The 20,042-nt window shown below is 48.0% G+C and carries 19 protein-coding genes; 8 read left to right on the top strand and 11 right to left on the bottom strand.

Annotated features, from left to right (window positions below):
- Positions 1–11: 11 nt before the first annotated feature.
- Together BRW63_RS02725 and BRW63_RS02730 are read right to left on the bottom strand one after the other, a co-directional pair.
- Positions 12–458, bottom strand: a complete 447-nt coding sequence (locus BRW63_RS02725; RefSeq protein WP_073069593.1) for an RrF2 family transcriptional regulator — start codon at positions 456–458, stop codon at positions 12–14.
- Between the two features lie 148 nt (positions 459–606).
- Positions 607–2,370, bottom strand: coding sequence for an iron uptake porin (locus tag BRW63_RS02730; RefSeq protein ID WP_073069383.1), 1,764 nt, complete (start codon positions 2,368–2,370; stop codon positions 607–609).
- Between the two features lie 371 nt (positions 2,371–2,741).
- On the opposite strand from BRW63_RS02730, the gene BRW63_RS02735 reads away from it, so the two are divergent.
- Positions 2,742–4,307 (top strand): metallophosphoesterase family protein, encoded by a 1,566-nt coding sequence (locus BRW63_RS02735; protein ID WP_073069384.1) that lies wholly within the window; start codon positions 2,742–2,744, stop codon positions 4,305–4,307.
- Positions 4,308–4,408: 101 nt separating this feature from the next.
- On the opposite strand, the gene BRW63_RS02740 is transcribed toward BRW63_RS02735, so the two are convergent.
- From BRW63_RS02740 to BRW63_RS02750, 3 genes are all read right to left on the bottom strand, one after another.
- Positions 4,409–6,052 (bottom strand): RecQ family ATP-dependent DNA helicase, encoded by a 1,644-nt coding sequence (locus tag BRW63_RS02740; protein ID WP_073069385.1) that lies wholly within the window; start codon positions 6,050–6,052, stop codon positions 4,409–4,411.
- Positions 6,053–6,133: 81 nt separating this feature from the next.
- Positions 6,134–7,141, bottom strand: a complete 1,008-nt coding sequence (locus tag BRW63_RS02745; RefSeq protein WP_073069386.1) for an SDR family oxidoreductase — start codon at positions 7,139–7,141, stop codon at positions 6,134–6,136.
- A gap of 81 nt (positions 7,142–7,222) precedes the next feature.
- Positions 7,223–7,735: a DUF6335 family protein gene (locus BRW63_RS02750; protein ID WP_181314317.1), complete on the bottom strand. Its 513-nt coding sequence runs from the start codon at positions 7,733–7,735 to the stop codon at positions 7,223–7,225.
- Positions 7,736–7,999: 264 nt separating this feature from the next.
- Here BRW63_RS02750 and BRW63_RS02755 point away from each other — a divergent pair, with 264 nt between their 5' ends.
- The 5 genes from BRW63_RS02755 to BRW63_RS02775 all read left to right on the top strand — a co-directional run bounded on the left by BRW63_RS02755 (position 8,000) and on the right by BRW63_RS02775 (position 13,014).
- Positions 8,000–9,103, top strand: a complete 1,104-nt coding sequence (locus BRW63_RS02755) for a DJ-1/PfpI/YhbO family deglycase/protease (RefSeq protein WP_073069595.1) — start codon at positions 8,000–8,002, stop codon at positions 9,101–9,103.
- A gap of 132 nt (positions 9,104–9,235) precedes the next feature.
- Positions 9,236–9,943: an SRPBCC family protein gene (locus BRW63_RS02760; RefSeq protein WP_073069387.1), complete on the top strand. Its 708-nt coding sequence runs from the start codon at positions 9,236–9,238 to the stop codon at positions 9,941–9,943.
- A 19-nt stretch (positions 9,944–9,962) separates the two neighbouring features.
- A complete protein-coding gene (locus BRW63_RS02765) occupies positions 9,963–11,132 on the top strand; it encodes a zinc-dependent alcohol dehydrogenase (RefSeq protein ID WP_073069388.1) in 1,170 nt (389 codons plus the stop codon).
- A 39-nt stretch (positions 11,133–11,171) separates the two neighbouring features.
- The gene (locus BRW63_RS02770) at positions 11,172–11,732 is read left to right on the top strand and encodes a hypothetical protein (RefSeq protein WP_073069389.1); all 561 of its coding nucleotides are present in this window, start codon (positions 11,172–11,174) and stop codon (positions 11,730–11,732) included.
- A 109-nt stretch (positions 11,733–11,841) separates the two neighbouring features.
- Positions 11,842–13,014 (top strand): zinc-dependent alcohol dehydrogenase, encoded by a 1,173-nt coding sequence (locus BRW63_RS02775; protein WP_073069390.1) that lies wholly within the window; start codon positions 11,842–11,844, stop codon positions 13,012–13,014.
- 151 nt (positions 13,015–13,165) lie between these two features.
- Here the strand turns inward: BRW63_RS02775 and BRW63_RS02780 are convergent, their stop codons facing one another.
- Complete coding sequence (locus BRW63_RS02780) at positions 13,166–13,591, bottom strand: HNH endonuclease (RefSeq protein ID WP_073069391.1); 426 nt, start codon at positions 13,589–13,591, stop codon at positions 13,166–13,168.
- Between the two features lies 1 nt (position 13,592).
- On the bottom strand, positions 13,593–13,931 hold the full coding sequence (locus tag BRW63_RS02785) for a hypothetical protein (protein ID WP_073069392.1): 339 nt from the start codon (positions 13,929–13,931) through the stop codon (positions 13,593–13,595).
- 147 nt (positions 13,932–14,078) lie between these two features.
- Here BRW63_RS02785 and BRW63_RS02790 point away from each other — a divergent pair, with 147 nt between their 5' ends.
- On the top strand, positions 14,079–14,471 hold the full coding sequence (locus BRW63_RS02790; protein WP_073069393.1) for a hypothetical protein: 393 nt from the start codon (positions 14,079–14,081) through the stop codon (positions 14,469–14,471).
- Between the two features lie 309 nt (positions 14,472–14,780).
- Here BRW63_RS02790 and BRW63_RS02795 read toward each other — a convergent pair whose 3' ends face one another.
- Positions 14,781–15,128: a ChaB family protein gene (locus BRW63_RS02795; protein ID WP_219898320.1), complete on the bottom strand. Its 348-nt coding sequence runs from the start codon at positions 15,126–15,128 to the stop codon at positions 14,781–14,783.
- A gap of 105 nt (positions 15,129–15,233) precedes the next feature.
- Complete coding sequence (locus tag BRW63_RS02800; protein ID WP_073069394.1) at positions 15,234–16,676, bottom strand: glycoside hydrolase family 13 protein; 1,443 nt, start codon at positions 16,674–16,676, stop codon at positions 15,234–15,236.
- Between the two features lie 169 nt (positions 16,677–16,845).
- Here BRW63_RS02800 and BRW63_RS02805 point away from each other — a divergent pair, with 169 nt between their 5' ends.
- Positions 16,846–17,694: a glycosyl hydrolase 108 family protein gene (locus tag BRW63_RS02805; RefSeq protein ID WP_073069395.1), complete on the top strand. Its 849-nt coding sequence runs from the start codon at positions 16,846–16,848 to the stop codon at positions 17,692–17,694.
- A gap of 257 nt (positions 17,695–17,951) precedes the next feature.
- Here BRW63_RS02805 and BRW63_RS02810 read toward each other — a convergent pair whose 3' ends face one another.
- Both BRW63_RS02810 and BRW63_RS02815 read right to left on the bottom strand, forming a co-directional pair.
- Positions 17,952–19,331, bottom strand: coding sequence for a DUF2254 domain-containing protein (locus tag BRW63_RS02810; protein WP_073069396.1), 1,380 nt, complete (start codon positions 19,329–19,331; stop codon positions 17,952–17,954).
- The coding region (locus BRW63_RS02815; RefSeq protein ID WP_073069397.1) for a mechanosensitive ion channel family protein at positions 19,328–20,042 on the bottom strand (715 nt) is incomplete at its 5' end. The genes BRW63_RS02810 and BRW63_RS02815, both read right to left, overlap by 4 nt.

Here is a 20,042-nt window from a genome sequence, read left to right on the forward strand (position 1 = left end):
GCGAGAAGAGGTTAGATGTAATACATAAAATCGAGTTGCTGTCGAGAGTCGCGACGATCGCGCAAATCTTGCAAAGTATATTTTTGCAGAATTTCATTTGCGGCGTGATGGGCTTCTTGCCAGATCTCAAGAATAACGGCACCTTCTACCGTTTTATCATTTTGGGTGTCGTTGTCTTGATCTTTGGGTTGATTTTCTAACCCATCTAGACAAATGATCACATCTAAAATATTGATCTTCCAAGGTTCGCGGGCTAACGTGTAGCCGCCTTTTGCCCCGCGCTGAGAGCGAATGATGCCGCCGCGTCTGAGAGTTGCCAGCAGTTGTTCTAGATAGCGATCGGGAATGTTTTGTTGAGCTGCAATCTGCCGAATTTGCAAGGGTTCGCCCGTGTCATAATGAGCCGCCAGTTCTATCAATGCTAGAAGGGCGTACTCGCTCTTACAAGAAAGTTCCACGGATAACATCACAGGGTAGGAGAGCGGTTCTGTTGGCAAGACCAACTCTTTTAGTATACCCCGGTTTTCCACTGGGGTTTAGTAGATTTGTCAACACCAAAAAAGCCCCGCACGAGGCAGGGCTTAAAATTCAGCTTAACTAAGAGGCTTAGAAAGTGAAGGTCGTCCGAACAGTGCCGACGTAAACAGTATCGTTGACGCTATTGTGTTCTGGGTTAAAAATCACAATAATGCCAGGCGTAATCGAGATGTTGTTGCTCACCTGATAGCGATATAGACCTTCGAGGTGGAAAGAGGTGTCCCGGTCTCTAAAAGCGCCTCCAAGACTATTGCTTGTCACTTTAGGAGGCTGACCAAAAACAATCCCTGCTAAGTTGCCCTTCTTACCCAGGTCGGGGAAGGCAAGCGTGACTGCCCAGTTCCAGATATCGGCATCTGCATTAGCGGTTCGGCTTTCCAGGCGAGCTGTAGTGTAGCCCCCCCAAGCTGCTAACGTGAAGCCAGGAGTGAGACGGATAGAACCTTCTATACCAAACTGATCAGTAGAGGTTGCAGCGTTACCAAAGGGTTGGCTTGCCAAGAGGCTGCCAGTGCCACTGCTGACGTTAACGTTGCCGCCACGATCGTAGCCCCGAACGTAGGTTAGACCTAAGTCAATAGTTGAACTTGGTTTAAACGCGATTTGAGCCAGAGCAGCGTTAGAACCGTTAAGCAACCCATTGGCATTGGTTGGGTTAGACGCGTTGTCAGCAAGGTAGCCCAAAGACACGGTGAGCGCTTGGCTGAGAGGATAGTTTAAGGTCACACCCGCACCACTAGCGCTGTTGCTATTGCCTTGGCGATAGATGGGGTTAAACCGACCAAAGCGAGAGATCGTGCCCTGCCCATCACTGGCAAGTAGCGGGTTAAAGTTGGGAACGTTGTTGTAGAACTCACCGCCGATCGCGTCAATTGTCACGGTTCCAGCACCGATCGGGAAGCGATAGAAGAGCTTGTCTACAGAGAGCGAGTTGTTAGCAGGCGTACCAGAAGGACTGCTGCCCTCATAGGAGAGCCGCGCCATGTTGGTGCCCGTAGCATCTGCAAAAGCGGTAATGTTGCGAGCTTGTAGACGAGTCAACAAGCTGTCTTTGCCAGTGAAACTGGTCGCAAAGCTAAGACGAACCCGATCGCTAAAGGTTTGGTTTTCATCAACGTTCCTACGAGCGGCGGCATTTGCGGCATCTCTGGCTGCACCTGGCGGAAAGGTGTTATCAATCTGTCTTTGTGTAAAAGAACCGATCGCTTTAGAATCACCCAAAGCACCAGAGAATGAGAAAATTGCTTCCCCTCTGAGCTTGGTGGTGGTCGAGAATTGCTGCTTTTCAAGGGTAGTGGCGCGAGCTTCGAGCGCATCGACGCGACCGCGCAGGGTAGCTAATTCAGCCGCAAACTCTTCTTGCAGTCTTTGCAGGGTTACCAGGTCTTCTTTCTTAACCAGGTCAGCCGTTGCTGCCGCAATTAACTCATTGACGCGATCGAGACAGGCATTTAAGCCAGCCGCAAACTCAAAGCGAGTCAGAGCGCGGTTGCCGCGAAAAGTTTTGTCGGGATAGCCGACGATGCAGCCGTAGCGCTCAACCAAAGATTGAAGCGCCTGAAACGCCCAGTCAGTCGGACGCACGTCAGACAGTTGCGAAACTGAGGTAACTTGGCTGATTTCGGCGTTATCTGCGCCTTCGCTGCCGTAAGCTTTTACTGGGTCGAGGGAGGTATCGCTGGTCTCAGCAGTCGCTGCTTGAGCGACTTCGACAGACTTGGGTGCATCAGCAGCACTGGCAACGCCAGCCGTGACGATCGCAGCAGAAACAGTGAGAGTAGCACTCAAAAGTGCTGGGGTCGCAAGTAGCGACTTCCACAAAATGTTTTTCATGATCACTTCCGTATTCACACCGTAGATTGAGAAGACTCGCAATTCTTTGGACTACAACAATAGTATCTAGAGAGATTCCAGATCTGACTGAAGAGTTTTTCAGGGAGTCTTCAACAGTATACCCCAGTACAGTTTTTGATCTCTATCGGGGTCAAAACTTTTGAAGGAGTCTGGGACTTGCTTTGAGCAGTTTTTGCAATCTATGGTGTGGTTTAAAATACAAAATAAATTTGTCACATCTTTAACTTCTTAACCTCAGTCAACAAGTTCTTTAACTTTGATCATTGAAGATCCTAAGCCCACGGTAGATGTTGAGCTAGGTGGGTATCCGAGTACGATCGCGCATAGCAGAGTTACATAGGCGAGAAATTATGCAGTTTGTGTCTGATCCCTCGATCGCGGTCAAGATCCAGAAAATGGAGGAGCGAGTGCGGTGGCAAGCGGGTGAGATCGTCGATCGAGGAATTGATCAGACGCGGCTCGTCTTAGCAGACGGGCAAGAAGACACTCCAGAATTTTCGTTTTTGGTGATTGGCGATAGCGGCTCTGGGCAGCATCGGGGTCACAGTCCACAACGGCAAATTGCCAAGCAGATGCTCGACCATCGGCAAGATTCGCGCTTTATTTTGCACACGGGCGATGTGATTTATCTGGTTGGCTCTAGCGAGTTTTATCTCAAAAATTTCATCAAGCCCTATCGAGAATTCATCGTTGGAGGTGAACACTACAACCGAATTTCTCATGATCAAATGGTGTTTAATCTGCCATTTTTAGTGGTGCCAGGAAATCATGATTACTATGACCTTCCATTTGCTTATGGGTTGGCAATTCAGCTAACCTATCCCATTCGACGACTGCTGCAATCGCGCCTAGATTTTGATATCGGTTGGCACGGTTCGTTTCAGGGCAAAGCTTATGCTCAGGCGTTTTTAGATGGGTTGCGATCGATCGAGATGCGCGGCGGGTTAGGAAACCATCTCGATCGTCACTACACCGCTGAGACAGACACGGGGCGATGTTTGCGCTATGAGCCTGGAAAATTTACGCGGCTGCCCAATCGTTATTACACCTTTCGCAGTGGTGGGGTTGATTTCTTTGCGCTAGACTCCAACACGTTTAACGCGCCTGCACCGTTGCCCAAAACATCTGAGGGGCACGCTTATCGTCAGACTTTAGAAACCCGATATGCAGCCGTAGAGCTAGAAATGCAGCAAATGCTGGAGCGATCGGGAAAACTGAATCCCAACCAACCTCAAGATGCTGAACAAATGGATGATATTCGGGCCAAATTAGAGCAGCTTGAGGAAGTTCAGCGAGACATTTATAAGCAACTCAATGTAGACGAGAACACTGTGGCAGATGTCGCACAGTTGGAATGGTTGCGCGATCGGCTGATTCAATCTTGGAGAACGGCAGGCGTAAGAGGCAGAGTCCTGTTTTTTCACCATCCGCCTTATGTGACTGAGGCGACTAAATGGCAACAAGCACAAACGTTAGCGGTGCGGCGAAGAGTGCGGCAAGTCTTGGACGAAGTGGCTCAAGAAGTCGGCAATTTAACAAAAGGACGAGCGATCATCGATCTTGTTCTCAATGGTCACGCTCACTGCTTAGAATATTTGCGAACCACTGACACGGGTCATGCCGATGCCAACACTAATTGGATCGTGTGCGGCGGCAGTGGTTATAGTTTGCGCCGTCAAAGAGTTGAAGGAGCAGAGTTGACCGAATCGTTGGATGGAAGAGAAGAGACTCTGGTCGCAAAGTCACAGCTATTTATTGGGCGCGAGGGCAGAGGCTCTCAAAAGCACCGACCTTACTCATTTTTGCGAATCGACGTGCAGGCAGGCGAGCCTGTGAAGTTTGTGATTCGTCCGTTTGTGTCGGAATGGTTTCAGGGAAAGTGGCACGATCGGGCGTTGCCAGAGTTTGTGATTTAGAACGAAATGAATTCTGGCGATCGTGGATTAAATCGTGTGGGTTAGCATAATCAATGGGCACGGCAGTGCCATGCCCTACGCGTTTATTTAATTCACGATCCCTAGTTAATGTCGGCTCGACGTAAAAGACCTCGCAGCACAGCAGTCATTGTGCTTAACGTTTTGTAGCCAACTTCCTCAAACAAAATGACAACCTTATCGGCTTCATAGCGCATCACAGTGCCTTCACCCCAGGATTTGTGAATCACCTGGCTGTTGATTGGATAGGGCTTCAGCCCATCTTTGCTGGCAGCGATTCCTGCTTTGCAGTTGTCGCAATGACCACACGCCCGATCAACTTGTTCTCCAAAATAATTGAGTAAGTATTTGCGACGACAATCTCGCACCTCTGCATAGCCTCGCATCATTTCCAAGCGCGATCGCTCAACTTTGGTGTTGCGTTCTTGGGCTTGCAGCATATCAGCCGTTGCTTTATGAAGATCGGGGCTATTTTTTGCAGCGATTACCTCGCCAGTCGGCAGCATTTCGACGACTCCTACGCTTTGCAACTGGTTGAGCATTTTCTTGAGCTTAGACTTTGATAAATCGGTGAGTTCTTGCAGGCGCTTAAGCTCGATCGCAGTCGCCTGACTTTGCACCGTTTGAGCAACGCGCTCGATTTGCTGGGCATCAAGTTTGCCGCTACCAGAAAAGAATCGCCGCAGATTCAAGTCTTTAGGCACATAGAACAAAATGGTTTTTGCAGGGTTGTCATCGCGCCCCGCCCGTCCGATTTCTTGATAATGAGAGTCGATAGAATCGCTAATGTTGTAGTGAAATACAAAGCGAACGTTCCGCTTGTTCACTCCCATTCCAAAGGCAGTAGTCGCTACGATCACGTCTGCTTGATCATTCATGAATGTATCTTGTGCCTGTTCCCGTTCTTTGGGTTTCAGTCCAGCATGATAAGCAATGGCGTTAATTCCTTCTGCTTTTAGCAATTCTGCAATTCGCTCAGTGACTTTGCGAGTGGCAGCATACACGATTCCGGGTTTCTCTGCGTGTTTGACTCGATTGATAAACACCTCACGCTTTTCGTCATCATCTCCAAATCGCTCAACCGCCAGCCAGATGTTAGGGCGATCGAACCCACGGACTAAAATTTGCGGGTCGCGCATCGCCAGTCGTCGAACGATTTCTTCTCGCACGGGGGGAGATGCTGTCGCTGTCAGTGCCAAAATTGGAGGATGACCTAGCGAGTCAATAATCGTGCCTAAGCGCAAATAATCAGGACGAAAATCATGTCCCCATTCGCTGATGCAGTGCGCTTCATCGACGACAAATAGCGATGGTTTTGTGGTTTTCAACCGCTCGATCGTATCGGGGTTGTTAAACTGTTCGGGTGCTAAGAAGAGATATTCAAGTTTGCCTTCTGCCCACTGCTCAAAGATTTCAGTTCGCTGATGGGGGTTAATCGTGGAGTTAACCACTGCTGCTACACCCACATCTTGATGATCGATCATGCCGACCTGATCGTGTTGAAGTGCCAGAAGGGGTGAAATAACTACAGTGGCTCCTGGAATTTGAGACGCTGCTAGTTTATAGATCGCTGATTTTCCTGAGCCTGTGGGCATGACAGCAAGCGTGTCTCTGCCTTCTAAAACCGATCGCACTGCCGTTTCTTGACCAGGACGCAGGTCGTTAAAGCCGAGTCGATCGTGAGCAATCTTCTGAAGAGAGGGTGTCTGCTTGGGAGTCTTTGTCATACCCATTTGATTTGTGAATGTGGCAGATCCGCATGAGGGCACGGCAGTGCCATGCCCGTACGGGTTCTCTTGCGATCAGTTTTAGCGATCGCCCAATCCGCCTAGCAGGGCAGCTACGCCCAAGGCAGCGACCGCAAATGCGCCGATCGCTAACGCTGGGCCCTTGTCCAGCATGTCAGTAATGCTAGGAATTTCTAACTGATCGAAATCACCATTCACTTTGTCATAGCCTTGAATCGGCTCATACAAGTTATTGGGATCATCTTCAGACTTAGGCTCATCAGTTTTTTGGAATGGGAAGGCGATCGCTAACAGCAATAGATCGACGAGTCCTGGTGAAATTCTTTGGGCGATATCTAGAATGCGACCGACATCACTGACGATATAGTCACGAACCGGATGTTCTGCTGCATAAAGAATGGCATCTGTGACCAAACTTGCACTATAGTAAGGCGGAACTCCTGTTGGTTTTACACCTAGTTTAGTTTTGCCTTTGTTATAGAACGGTGTATTGATCACACCTGGCATAATGTTTGTGACACTGATTGGATAGCCTTCGTTTTTGAGTTCGAGCCGCATTGCGTCAATAAACCCGATCGAGCCATGTTTAGCAGCCGAATAAGCACTTTGATAAGGCAGCGATCGTCGTCCCTCTAGGGAAGTAATGTGAATTAACGCGCCTCGTCCTTCTCGCTTCAAATGAGGCAAGGCTACCATTGCGCCATAAACCTGTCCCATTAAGGTGACATCAATGACGCGTCTGAATTCTTCGGGGGTCACATTGTCAAAGGTGGCAAACACACTCGTTGCCGCGAGATGAACCCAGGTATCCAGCCGCCCAAAGTGCTCAACGGTTTTCTCTGCGATCGCTTTAACTTGCTCAAAATCAGCGACATCGGCAGGAACCGCGATCGCGGTTCCTCCCATAGCAGAAATTTCTTCAACTAAGGTGGCTAATCCTTCTTTGCTGCGGGCAGACACCACTACTTTTGCGCCTTTTTTAGCAAACCTTAAGGCCGTGTCTCTGCCAATTCCGCTTGAGGCTCCCACGACAACAACAACTTGTTGATCAATTGATTTTAAGTTCATTTTCATCCTTTATCTTTGGTGGTTTATCAGTTGTCATTGAGTAGCTGATTTCGTAATCGAGCAATTATAAGCAAGGCTAGGTTAAAGAATTTCTTCTTCCTCTTCTAACGCTTTGCGATCGTCATAATCGTCTGATGACTTTGGCTCTAGCTCCCAGCGTCGATCGTCGCGTTGTTCTAAAATTTCATTAGTGTGCAGATAGTTGAAATCATTCATTTCCAGACCAACTGCTTTACCCAAATCATCCACAATATCCATATCAGGCGTGTTGACGGTGCCACCTACCGACTCGTCACCATCTGCATTAGCTTGCTCATAGTCAGCATCAATATCACCGCCCGTTAAGTCGGGGGTTGCTTCGTTGAGATCGTGCATTCGATCGCGCATGGTTCGCCCGCCGATGCTAAAACCCGGCACATCGTGAACGCCCGTCCCGTAAGACTCTGTGACCTCTTGCGGTACGTCATCGTCAGCAATTTCTTCGTCGCTCTCTGGCTCTTCTAGCCGTTCAAGATTGCCGCCAAGATTGTGAACCGCTGACTCAAGATCATCGCGATCGGTGGGGCTAGCTTCGGCAAATTCTGCGTCAGACATGATGATTCCTCCAAAACTATCCGCTTATGACTGCACGTTAACGAATTTCAAAATTTACGCAAATCTTCAATTAGGTAGATCGCCAGTGATTTAAGCCTGAGATCCTTCTCTAGGGAGAGACGGGCTTATCTCCCTAGAGCGAGGAGAGAGATTGGGTTGCAGACATAGGCTTAACAGTGCTTGATAAGGCGAGGTCTGTAGAACAAAGCTCGTCTAAACGGGCCGCTCCATCAAGGAAGCGTCAGAATGCAAGGAGATGCCGCAATGGTTACGAACGGTCAAACAAGTGATAAGAAACGAGTCGCTATTCTCATTGAGCAAGGCGTAGAAGATTCAGAATTTCAGATTCCTTATAATGCGTTGAAGAAAGCGGGAGCCAATGTGGTGGTGCTGGGTTCTCGGATGAATGAGGAGTATAAAGGCAAAGAAGGTAAGCTTTCGATCAAAGCGGATGCGACTACAACGGAATCGATCGCGGCTGATTTTGACGCAGTAATCATTCCCGGTGGCATGGCTCCTGACAAAATGAGAACCAACATGAAGACGGTTCGTTTTGTGCAAGATGCCTTTACAGGGGGGATTTTAGTCGCTTCGGTTTGCCACGGCCCGCAAGTCCTAATCGAGGGCGATTTGCTCAAAGGGGTCAGAGCAACTGGCTTTCGCGCCATTCGCAAAGACATGCAAAACGCCGGAGCCGAATTTGTCGATGAGCCGTTAGTCATCGACGACAATCTGATTACCTCGCGTCGTCCTGGAGATTTGCCAATCTTCACCACTGCAATTTTGACCACTTTAGGATTGTCGGTTGCCGATACGACATTGCCCGATATCAGCGATGTGGACGCAGGTTGGTGGAAGCTGGGCGAAGAATGGGGCGGGTCTAGCAAGGGCGAAATCGTGAACGCAATTAACACAGCGATCGCAGGTGAGCGCTACGGGTTTGAAACCTTTGAACACTACGCTTCAAACGCGCCTGATGAAGCAACACGAGAACTCTTTCAAGAAATTCGGGCAAACAAGTCGCGTCATATTCAGACCCTTGAATCGCGCCTAAATGTATTGGGCGAAACTCCCTCACTGCAAGCCAATGCAAGCGGTGCTTTTGCAACTTTGAAGACCTTCTTTCAAACCAGTCAGCAGGATCTTGATATTCTACGACGCGCTCTAGGCGACCTGCAAACGGGCGTTGTCGATGTTTACAACTTGCGAAACAAGCTCACCGATCCGGCTACGGTCGCCATCTTTGATGCAATGGAGGTCACGCTTGCCAAAGACGAGCAGCGCATCGCTGACCTCTATAAAGCTCGGTTAGTGGGCACGCCAGAGGCTCCTAAACCAACCAGCAGACCTGCTGTCAGTGGCGGTTGAGCAGCAACGATTGTGGTTTAGGGACGGGGTTTGATCAAGTGTCCCTAAACAACGAACAGAGAAACGTTCTATAGAGCGTTCATAGACAACGAACAGATTTGCCATCACACTCATTCCTCTATACAAAACATCATGGAAACAGAATCAGACAAAACTAATCAAAGTCAATCTCAAGGTGATGCAACTGTTTCTGACACAGAACGCTGGGCATCGATCGTTGGGGGCAGTGCAATGGTGCTAATGGGATTGAAACAGCGATCGCTACGAGGAATCCTAACAGCGATCGCGGGTGGTAGCCTCGCTTATCACGGCGCAACCACAGATAAAAGCCTTCAAGAAAAAGTAACCGATGCCACGGGTATCAATAAAGCGATCAAAGTTGAGAAGACGGTCACGATCAATAGATCTGCTGAAGACCTTTATAACTATTGGCACAACTTTGAGAATCTGCCGACGTTTATGAAACACGTCAAATCAGTGCAGGTGCTCGATCTGCGTCGATCGCATTGGGTCGCAAACGCTCCGATGGGTCAAACGATCGAATGGAATGCCGACCTTATCAACGACCAGCCCAATCAACTGATCGCCTGGGCATCTGAGGAGGGTGCAGAGGTGGATAACTCTGGCTTTGTTCGATTCCAACCTGCTCCTGGCGATCGGGGTACTGAAGTCAAAGTTGTAATGGAATACAACGTACCGGGAGGGATGTTAACAGCCACGATCGCCAAGCTATTTGGTGAAGAACCCGAACAGCAGATCGGCGACGAATTGCGTCGGTTTAAACAACTGATGGAAACGGGCGAAATTGCTACGACTGAAGGGCAATCAAGGGGTCAATAGCTTACAGGAGAAATCTTAAATGAAAGCCGTTTGCTGGCACGGTACTAACGATGTCAGGGTCGATAACGTTCCTGACCCGACGATTCTCAATCCACGAGATGCCATTCTCAAAGTGACGGCAACGACGATTTGTGGATCTGACCTACACATTTACGACGGCTACATTCCCTCAATGGTGCCGGGTGACATTATCGGTCACGAATTCATTGGCGAAATCGTCGAGACAGGGCGCGAAGTCAAAAAGCTGAAAAGGGGCGATCGCGTTGTTGTTTCTTCGATGGTGAGTTGTGGTCAGTGTCGCTACTGCCAGCATCAAGAGTGGTCATTGTGCGACAACTCAAATCCTAAAGGAGCGCTACAAGAGCCACTTTTTGGCTTCAGCACCTCTGGAATTTACGGCTATTCTCACCTGTTCGGCGGTTATGCAGGAGCACAAGCCGAATATGTGAGAATTCCTTTTGCCGATTATGGTGCGGTCAAAATTCCTGACGGACTCACCGACGAGCAAGCCTTGCCGATCTCTGATGCCTTCCCAACTGGGTTTATGGGCGCAGATCTGTGCGACATCAAGCGCGGCGATATTATTGCCGTCTGGGGCTGCGGTCCAGTCGGTCAATTCACGATTCGCAGTGCTTATATGTTAGGAGCCGAGCGAGTAATCGCCATCGATCGGGTTCCTGAACGCTTAAAGATGGCAAGAGAGCAGAGTGGAGCCGAAACCATCAACTACGAAGAAGTGGACGCAGGCGAAGCGCTCAAAGAAATGACCGGAGGACGTGGACCCGATGCCTGCATTGATGCTGTCGGACTCGAAGCTCACGGCATGGGCTTCATGGGCGCTTATGACGAAGTGAAACAAGCCGTGAAACTGTCTCTCGATCGGCCTCACGTCATTCGTCAAATGATTCTGGCCTGTCGCAAGGGTGGCACTCTTTCAATCATGGGCGTTTATGCGGGCTTCCTCGACAAAATGCCAATGGGTGCCGCCTTCAACAAAGGCTTGACCTTCAAAATGGGGCAAATGTTTGGGCAAAAATATATGCCGATGTTGCTCGATCGGGCCGTTAAAGGTGAGATCGATCCCTCGTTTGTGTTTACGCACCAGATGCCCTTAGACCAAGCTAGTCAGGCCTACGAGACGTTCAAGCACAAAAAAGACAACTGCATCAAAGTTGTGCTGAAACCATAGTTCATCTTTGCAATTTCCCATTAACTCACTGTGACTCAAATGATTAAATCTTTAACCACTCTCCTATTTGGCATCTTCTTGTTTGTTGGTCTTTTGTTTAGCAATCCTGCAACGTTTCAAGCGGTGGCAGCCGTCACTCCTGATGCAGCCAAACAAGTGATCAAAGAGGCTGATAGCGCTCAAGAAGCCGCTCGAAATCTCAAGGCATTAGATTCTTCAGACATTCTTAAAAATCATGGCACCTTAGACCCGACAAAAGACGTTCTAAAAACGAGCGCCCAGGATCGAGTTACTGACCAGCCACAACGCGATCCTTTAATCAGCAGCGCTGAAAATAGCCTCAAAGAAGCGGTTGAGAATATCAAAGAAAAGCTCAACCTTAATGAGCCGATTCCTGAAAGCACTAAAGAGTTTGGCAGAGAACTGACCGGGAAAGCGAACGATGCCGCAGACAAAGCTGAAAAGGCTACCGATACGGTCACAGGCAAATCTCGAAAAGTCATTAACGACATCGCCGACAAGTCTAAAGCTGCGGCAAAAGAAAGCAAGGAAGCGATCGAAAACACATCAAAGCCTGGTTACTACCAGACAGAGCGATAGATTGCTAAACCTGACAGATCTCAAATAAACCCTTGGTGGGTAATGGAACGCTGCGATCGCCGCAAAAATCATTACCCACAATTCATAAACTCACTAGGAGAACCCTTAAATGAAAGCAGTTTGCTGGCGCGGTGCGAAAGACGTTCGAGTCGAAAACGTGCCTGACCCCAAAATTCTTAACCCTCGCGATGCCATTGTCAAAATCACCTCAACCGCGATTTGTGGCTCTGATTTGCACCTCTATGACGGGTTCATTCCCAGTATGATGTCGGGCGACATTATGGGACACGAGTTTATGGGCGAAATTGTCGAACTCGGTTCCGGTGTCAAGAATTTAAGCATTGGCGATCGTGTGGTCGTTCCATTCACCATCTCCTGTGGAAACTGTTATAGCTGCAAAACTGCTCAGTGGTCACTCTGCGATAACTCTAACCCCAACGCCTTTATGGCAGAAGCGTTATACGGTTATTCAGCCGCCGGGTTATTTGGCTATTCTCACATTTTTGGTGGTTATGCTGGCGGTCAAGCAGAATATGCCCGCGTTCCCTTTGCAGATGTTGGTTTGTACAAAGTTCCTGAAGGCTTGACTGACGATCAGGTGCTGTTTCTAACTGACATTTTTCCGACGGGTTATATGGCGGCTGAAAACTGCAATATTAAACCTGGAGACACCGTTGCGATTTGGGGTTGCGGCCCCGTTGGGCAGTTTGCAATTCGCAGCGCTTTTTTACTGGGAGCCGAACGTGTGATTGCGATCGACCGATTTCCTGACCGCTTAAAAATGGCCAAAGAGCAAGCAGGCGCAACTGAGGTGATCAACTACGAAGAAGTGGATGCAGGAGAAGCGCTTAAAGAAATGACCGGAGGACGTGGGCCCGATTCTTGTATCGATGCAGTTGGCATGGAAGCTCACGGGACGGGCCCCGATTATCTCTATGACCAGGTTAAACAAGCCGTCCGACTAGAGACCGATCGTCCGACTGCATTGAGACAGGTAATGGTCGCTTGCGGCAAAGGGGGCACCGTTTCAATTCCAGGGGTATATGGAGGCTTTTTGGACAAGATGCCGTTTGGGGCTGCTTTTAACAAAGGTCTAACGATGAAAATGGGACAAACCCACGTTCATAAATACCTTGACCCGTTAATGAGACACATTCAGAATGGCGACATTGATCCCTCGTTTGTGATCACGCATCGGATCTCGATCGACGAAGCGCCCCAAGCTTATGAGACCTTTAAGCACAAAAAAGATAATTGCATTAAGGTTGTAATCAAGCTGTAGCGTCATTGAGTAGTTCTCAGCGTTATGCCAAAATTCTGTGATGTGGGTGAATCAGTTCAATTGCGCTGATTCACCCACATCACTGCGGAGCAATTAACTCTCAGAAAATGCCTAATCGAGTTTGATTGCTCCGTCAAACTTGCTCTGGCATCTAAATTGTTGGAGGATGTTCACCCATCTTCACCCACATTCGTCGGACACGAAGCAATTGAGGACGATTCATCTTCAGCACAACAACGGTTGCTCTACCAGTAGGGGACAATCCAATGATTTCTATCGCTTCCTCATTCCACTTAAAATGGCTGCTCCAAGCTTGTTTCTGAGGATGAAATAATCCAACTTCTTCTTGTGTAATCGGATCGGTTGCGGTTTGGCGAATAGCTTTGTAGCGGTTGCAGGATGAGCAGGCTAAACAGAGATTGTCAAAGATGGTCTCTCCACCCTTTGAAACTGGAACGATATGTTCAAACTCAAAGGTTGTAACTGTCAGAGATTCAGCAGTCCGGCAGTAAGCACAACAATTTGCAAAACGAGAACGAACTTGACTTTGCAACTTAACGGAGATATAAGCGCTCACGTTATATTGAAACTCCGTAAAGCTGCTTTAGAGTGTATCTAGCTCTGGTTTTCAGAATGTTCAGGTTGTCAACTTGTGTCAAAAGCAGATCGATTTTTGTATTTGCTTCGGGCGGTAGTTGCCCGTCAGCATTTTGAATGAGCAGTTCACCGAGTTGAACCTGCTCAGTAGAGGCAAGTTGGCTGTCTGCTAGCGCCTGTAACTCTTCTAGGCTCAAGCCTGTCAAAAGATCTTCATCGGAAGCAGAAATATTAGAAAGGCGATGGTAGGTTTCGAGGTCTAATAAGACTCCGACTCGCTCGCCTTGCTGATTTGTCACGTATTGCACTGCTTCAGACATAGTTTTCTTCGTCTACATACGACCTAATCCTAGCCTAGGCAGGTATCAATGCTATCTTAGGCTTTAGGCGAACACGTTTTTTATCTTACAACTACCAGTCTTTGAGTGTTTTGAGTTATAAAGTTCTGAGACTTGAGGTGTTGAATTTTGACAAGTTACGATGATCTCGATGATGAGCTACAGCAATTGAAAGAAGCACTCTTACATCCTGGAAATCTGCCAGACTCATCAACTTGCAAAGAATCTCTAAAGTTGGGAACTCAAAGTCTGCAAGAAAGCATCAAAATCTTAGAGAATTTCTGTTCAGACTTTAGAAGTAAATGTCGAGTTAGCATGAGCAAGGCGACGGCTAGCCACAACAAAGCTCAAGCCGCACTAATCGAGCAGGACATGGCTTCAGTTTTTCAGCATTCGATCGATAAACAGGTTCACATTCGCCTAGTAGATGCATTGAAAGCAAGGATTGAACAAGTCGAGGCGACTAAAGCATCTTTAGAGCAGCGTCTAGCCAAGTTAGAAACCTTGCTGAAATACTTTTAATTCTTTGGGGCGTTTCAGGTGATTGACTTAACCAAATAGATGCTAAAGCATCATCGATATTGTCCTCTTCAAACCCAAACTTCTTAGAGAGTTCGTTAATGGTCTGAGATTGAATTATTCCCGTTTTCGATCGCTCTAAAGCTGTGGTTAAACGAGTTGCATTAGCAGACGATCGAACAGATAAAGCGTTTCCGAACTCATTATCAAAAAATTAGGTGTATTGTAACAACTGTACAACACACCTAATAATTCAATAAAATAAAGATCTTATCGCTAGACGAATTAGAAAATAACTCGTCAACCATCAGCCTAGTTAGCGCTAGACTCAACACCCGAACTAATGGTTTGATCACCGGGCTTTTGCTTGCGGTGCCAGCTTCCATCTTGACCGCGCTCAAAACCCTGCTTGACACTATTCCAAGCAACATTCATGGCAGCTTCCTTACTCAGACCATCTTTTTGAGAGTTTCTAAAGGCGGCTAAGAAGACCTGCTCAGAACCGTCCATTAGTTTGTCGGTTACTTCAGCAGGTAGACCTGTGTTTTTCTCATCTACATCGTCTCGTTTTGCAGCTTCTTGATCGAAATCTCGGTTAGACATTGCCTTCTCAGAAGGTTCTCCAATCGGGGCGCCTGTTCCAGTTTGTGTGTCCGTCATATTAATACTCCTAGATTAAAACCTAGAAATAATAGTAGATAACCTCACAGTTGAACTCCTCCTCCCAATTGTAGGTTGTGTTACAAAATCACCTCTACCTTGAGATTAGCCCAGCACACAGCCCGATCGCTCAGGCAAATGCAATTCCAGGTGTTGATCAACCCACTGGAGGTCAGCAGAGCCATACAACAACTTACTTTGGGGCTTTAGGTCGGATTGAGTGAGCGTGAGTTTAGCTGGAGTTGTTCCTGCATTGACTGCAATCACTAAGTTGTCATCTCCTAAGCTGCGAGCAAATATATAAACTGTTCCTTCAGCGTGAAGAACTTTGTAATCTCCGGTTCGCAAAGCAGGATGAGCATGACGGAGCGCAATCAGTTGACGGTGACACTCAAAAATCTTGTAATCCCAATCTGCTTCAGACGGAAAGCCCCGACGAGAATCAGGATCGAGCGCACCGGGCAACCCAACTTCGTCACCATAATAAATGCTAGGCGCACCTGGGAAGGTCAACAGCACGAGAGTTGCAAGCTCAACACTGGGGCGATCGCTGCCTGCAATTGACAGCAAACGAGCCGTGTCGTGACTGGCTAACAGGTTGAGTTGAGTCAGTTGAATCTGCCAGTCATAAAGCGCTAAAAGTGCCTGAATTTTTTCAGCATACTCCGCTGCAAATAAAGGAGGAAAGGGCTTATAGTCTCGACCTTGCACCTGATCGAGATCGACGCGATCGCCCGCCACAAACGCGATCGTCGGCCCTGTAAACAGATAGTTCATTACGCCATCAAACTGCGTTCCGTCGAGCCATTCTCGCGAGTCTCCCCACACCTCACCCACGATATAGGCTTCGGGATTGACCGCTTTGACGCGATCGCGAAACTCTTGCCAAAATCCCGGCGTTTTGATCTCAAAGGGCACATCCAACCGCCAGCCGTCCACGCCGAGTTTAATCCAATATTCAGCAATCTCCATGATGTATTCGCGCACTTCAGGATTGTCGTGATTAAACACAGGCAACGCCCGATTGCCATCCCACCCTTCATAATTTGCGGGATATTCGCCGTTATAGGCATTGACGGGCCAGTCATGAACTTTGAACCAATCGACCCAAGGCGAATGCGGACCGTTTTCTAACACGTCATGAAAAAAGAAAAAGCCGCGACTAGAGTGATTAAATACGCCATCTAAAACGACTTTTATATCGCGTCGATGTGACTCATCCAAAAACTCTTGAAAAGCAGCATTTCCGCCCAGCATCGGATCGACTTGATAATAATCGTGAGTGTGATAGCGATGATTACTAGCCGATTGAAAAATGGGCGTAAAGTAAATGGCATTGATGCCCAAATCTTGAATGTAGTCGAGCTTTTCGATTACGCCCCAAAGATCGCCTCCCTTATAGCCTTGCAGCGTCGGCAGTTCGTGCCAATCTTCCCAGCGATCGTGATGATGCAGCCGTTTGCGTAAGGTTTGGCTTTTGGCAAAGCGATCGGGAAATATCTGATAAAAAACCGCGTGTTTAACCCAGTCTGGTGTTTGAATCTGCATGAGTGTGTTTTTATTCCCTTCAACGCTAGATTACAATCACTTAACAATTTATACAGTCCTACCTCTGGTAGAAAAAGCAGGTTTCAGATGCCAAATATTAAATTTTGGACATAAAACTAATCCTCATTTCTCGTGTAGGGCACCATACGCATAGTTTAGGAGTTAAGCCATGCATCTAAAAGATTTGGTTGAACATAATGCGGTTGTCAATCTAGCAACGCTGACGAGCGATAAAGAATTGATTATCGATCTGCAAACTCGCTTAAGCGCGATCGGGTTTATGCCAGGAACTGACATCAGCACTGCCATTGATGGCGTGTTTGGGGCAGCGACCAAAGATGCGCTCGATCGTTTCTGCAAAGCGGCACATCTCAACAACTCCAGCACAGGCGTATTTGGAGCCACCTTTGCTCGAAAACTGATTGATACGCGTCCGCCCGTGATGCCAGTTACGCCCACTCTAGGGGCAAAAAAACAGCCGACTTCTGATGCGCTGGCAACTGCTCTTAAATTCACCTTGCAATGGGAAGGCGGATATGTGAACCATCCTGATGATCCGGGCGGAGCGACTAATAAGGGCGTGACTCAAAACACCTACAACACTTACCGCATCAACAATCGACTGCCGACTCAAGGGGTAGACCGGATTACTGACAAAGAAGTTCATGACATCTATTTTTCAATGTATTGGCAACCCTCACAAGCGCCGATCATGGTGTTGCCTTTAGCGATCGTGCATTTCGATACGGCGGTTAATTTTGGAGTGGGAGGCGCGATCGAGTTTCTCCAAGAAGCCTTGGGCATTAGCGCCGATGGCATCTTTGGCCCAGGCACTCAAAAGGCTCTTTTAGCCCACAACAATGCCCAGACTGCTCAAAAAATTGTTCGGGGTCGCGTCAATTATCGCAATCAGCGAGTGAATTCTAACCCCAGTCAAGAAGTCTTCTTGGTGGGTTGGCTAAACCGAGATAATGACTTGGGCGGATTTTTGGATTCCTCAAATGCTGGCATTGCTTAGAGAGAGCGATCGGGAAATATCTGATAAAAAACCGCGTGCTTAACCCAATCTGGTGTGAATTTGCACAAGTACTCTTCTAGTTCCTTTATCGCTAGGTTACAAGCACTTAACAATTTCTACAGTCCTACCTCTGGTAGAAAAACCAGGTTTCGAGTGCCAAGTTCGGGTGCTAAATCCTAGTCTCTTAATTTTGAGCAAACGATCGCTACCCGGAGGAGATATCCAATGAAGATCCTAACCATCCCAAGCGGTCTGGGCTACCCCTCTGATTGCAGACTTGCTTGATGAGCTTGCTCATCCCATTTGATTGGTGCCGGAGGTCTATTATTTAAAGCACCTAAAACCGTTTGATAGTGCTTTTCGACCTCGCTGCGATCGTACTCTTCAGATAACCCTTGGCGACTTCCTCGCAAAATCATCTCTGCATGGTGTTGTAAAACCATTTGTTGTTTTGGCGTTTCCGCATAGGCAGCAACGAGGGCGATCGCATCCAGCAATTGCATCATCACCACTGAATCTGACTGCCCATACTGACGAATCTGGGTAAAGGCACGATCAACCAGAAACTCAAACGTCACAGGCTCTACAATCACCCGTAGAGTGTGATGGTTGTCGTAACGGTAGGGAGAGGGGAAGTCTCGCTGAACCAGTAGACTTAAGCCTGCACCCAGACGGTCAATACAGCGAATCGCTGTGAAGGGATCATTGATCCCCGGAGAAAGCGCTCGCGAAGCAACTTCTACAAGTTGTTCGATCGGAAAGGCGATATCCTGCTTTTCGGTGCGTTCTTTACCGACTATAAAGACATCGTTAATCTGCTTCGTTAACTTAGGAGAAACATGCTCCTGTGGGTACACCAGAGCAAGGGGGATTCCTGGAATTAAATAGCTGCCAGGTCTAACTTTGAGGCACAGCAACACATCTGCTTGACGCGCAATTTTCATTAAGTTCTCATCGTCGATCAGTTGCAGATAGCCTTTTTTAGTAGCTTTAATGGGAGCCGATCGCTGCTCAAACTGGGTTGGGATTTCTCCAATTTGATGTTGAGTATCCCGTGAACTGTGTCCAATTTGTTGGGGAAACAGTTGATTGATTGTCCGCTCTAGCTCATCGCTCACGTTGGAAATCACGGAAGAGGCTTGAATAATTGTAGAAGCGTGATGAATAAAATAAATCAAAACGAGGGTGCTAAAAATTGCTAACCCCATGCCAACGGTAACGGAAAGCTGCGGCACAAACTTATCAAAGCCTTCGCCTCGAATAGTTCGCAGCACCAGCAGGCAATAGAGAAACGTGCCAATGAACGTCCCCAGAACGATTTGATTGCCAACATCATGCATGAAATTGCGAAGTAATCGAGGTCCAAAGTTCGATGATGCAAGCTGGAGCGCTACGATCGTAATGGAGAACGCTGTTCCTGAAACTGTTGCCATAGCACCTGCGACCGTAGAGAGCATCGATCGCGCCCCATCAGGGCCGCCTGTGTAAAGCCACCAAAACCCTGGCGATTTGCCCATCCAGTCAACATAGAGCAGAATCAACGCCAGTACTGCCGCAACTCCTGCAATTAAAGTTGGTAAAAACCAGTAACTTGATTGCAGCGAGTCCCACAGTTTCGTTAACTTCGTGTTTTTCATGAGTCTTTTGCCGATTCGGTGGGTTGATGCCCATTGCGTTGCTGCTTTTGTTCTGCAAGGTATCGCAATGCGCCCCCGATGCTTCGAGCTTTTGGAGTGTGCCGATCGTGTCCAGCGGGCCATCCTTCCCGTTGTTGAGTACGATCGCCGTCGGTTGCTTCGGTTTGATCATGAAACAGAATTTGCCGGGTTGGATAGGGCAGATCAATGCCATTCTCAACGTATAGTTTCTGTTTAATGGCGCTCAGTACCTGATCGCGAGACGTTAGGTCATCAATGCGGCGCGGCGGCGCAATCCACCAACGTACTCGGATGTTGACCGCACTTTCGGCAAGCTCTACGACCAAAACATCGGGTGCAGGATCTTTGAGAACTTCATCCACACTCGCGATCGCTTCGAGCATCAGTCGTTTTGCCTGCTGGATATCGTCTCCATATCCGATACCCACATCGTATTCCATCCGCCGATTCTCGAATGCCGTGTTGACCGTGACCGAATTGGTAAAGAGTTCGGAGTTGGGAATCACAATGCGGCGATTGTCGTAAGTCTTAATCGTCGTTGCGCGAGTTTCAATCCGTTCAACCGTTCCTTCAAAGCTTTTAAAGACAATTTGATCGTTAATCCGAAATGGCTCCGTTAACAAAATTAGAATGCCAGATAGAAAATTTTGAAGGATATCGCGAAACGCAAACCCGATCGCAACGCCACTA

Source organism: Phormidesmis priestleyi ULC007 (assembly GCF_001895925.1).
Taxonomy (GTDB): Bacteria; Cyanobacteriota; Cyanobacteriia; order Leptolyngbyales; family Leptolyngbyaceae; genus Phormidesmis_A; species Phormidesmis_A priestleyi_A.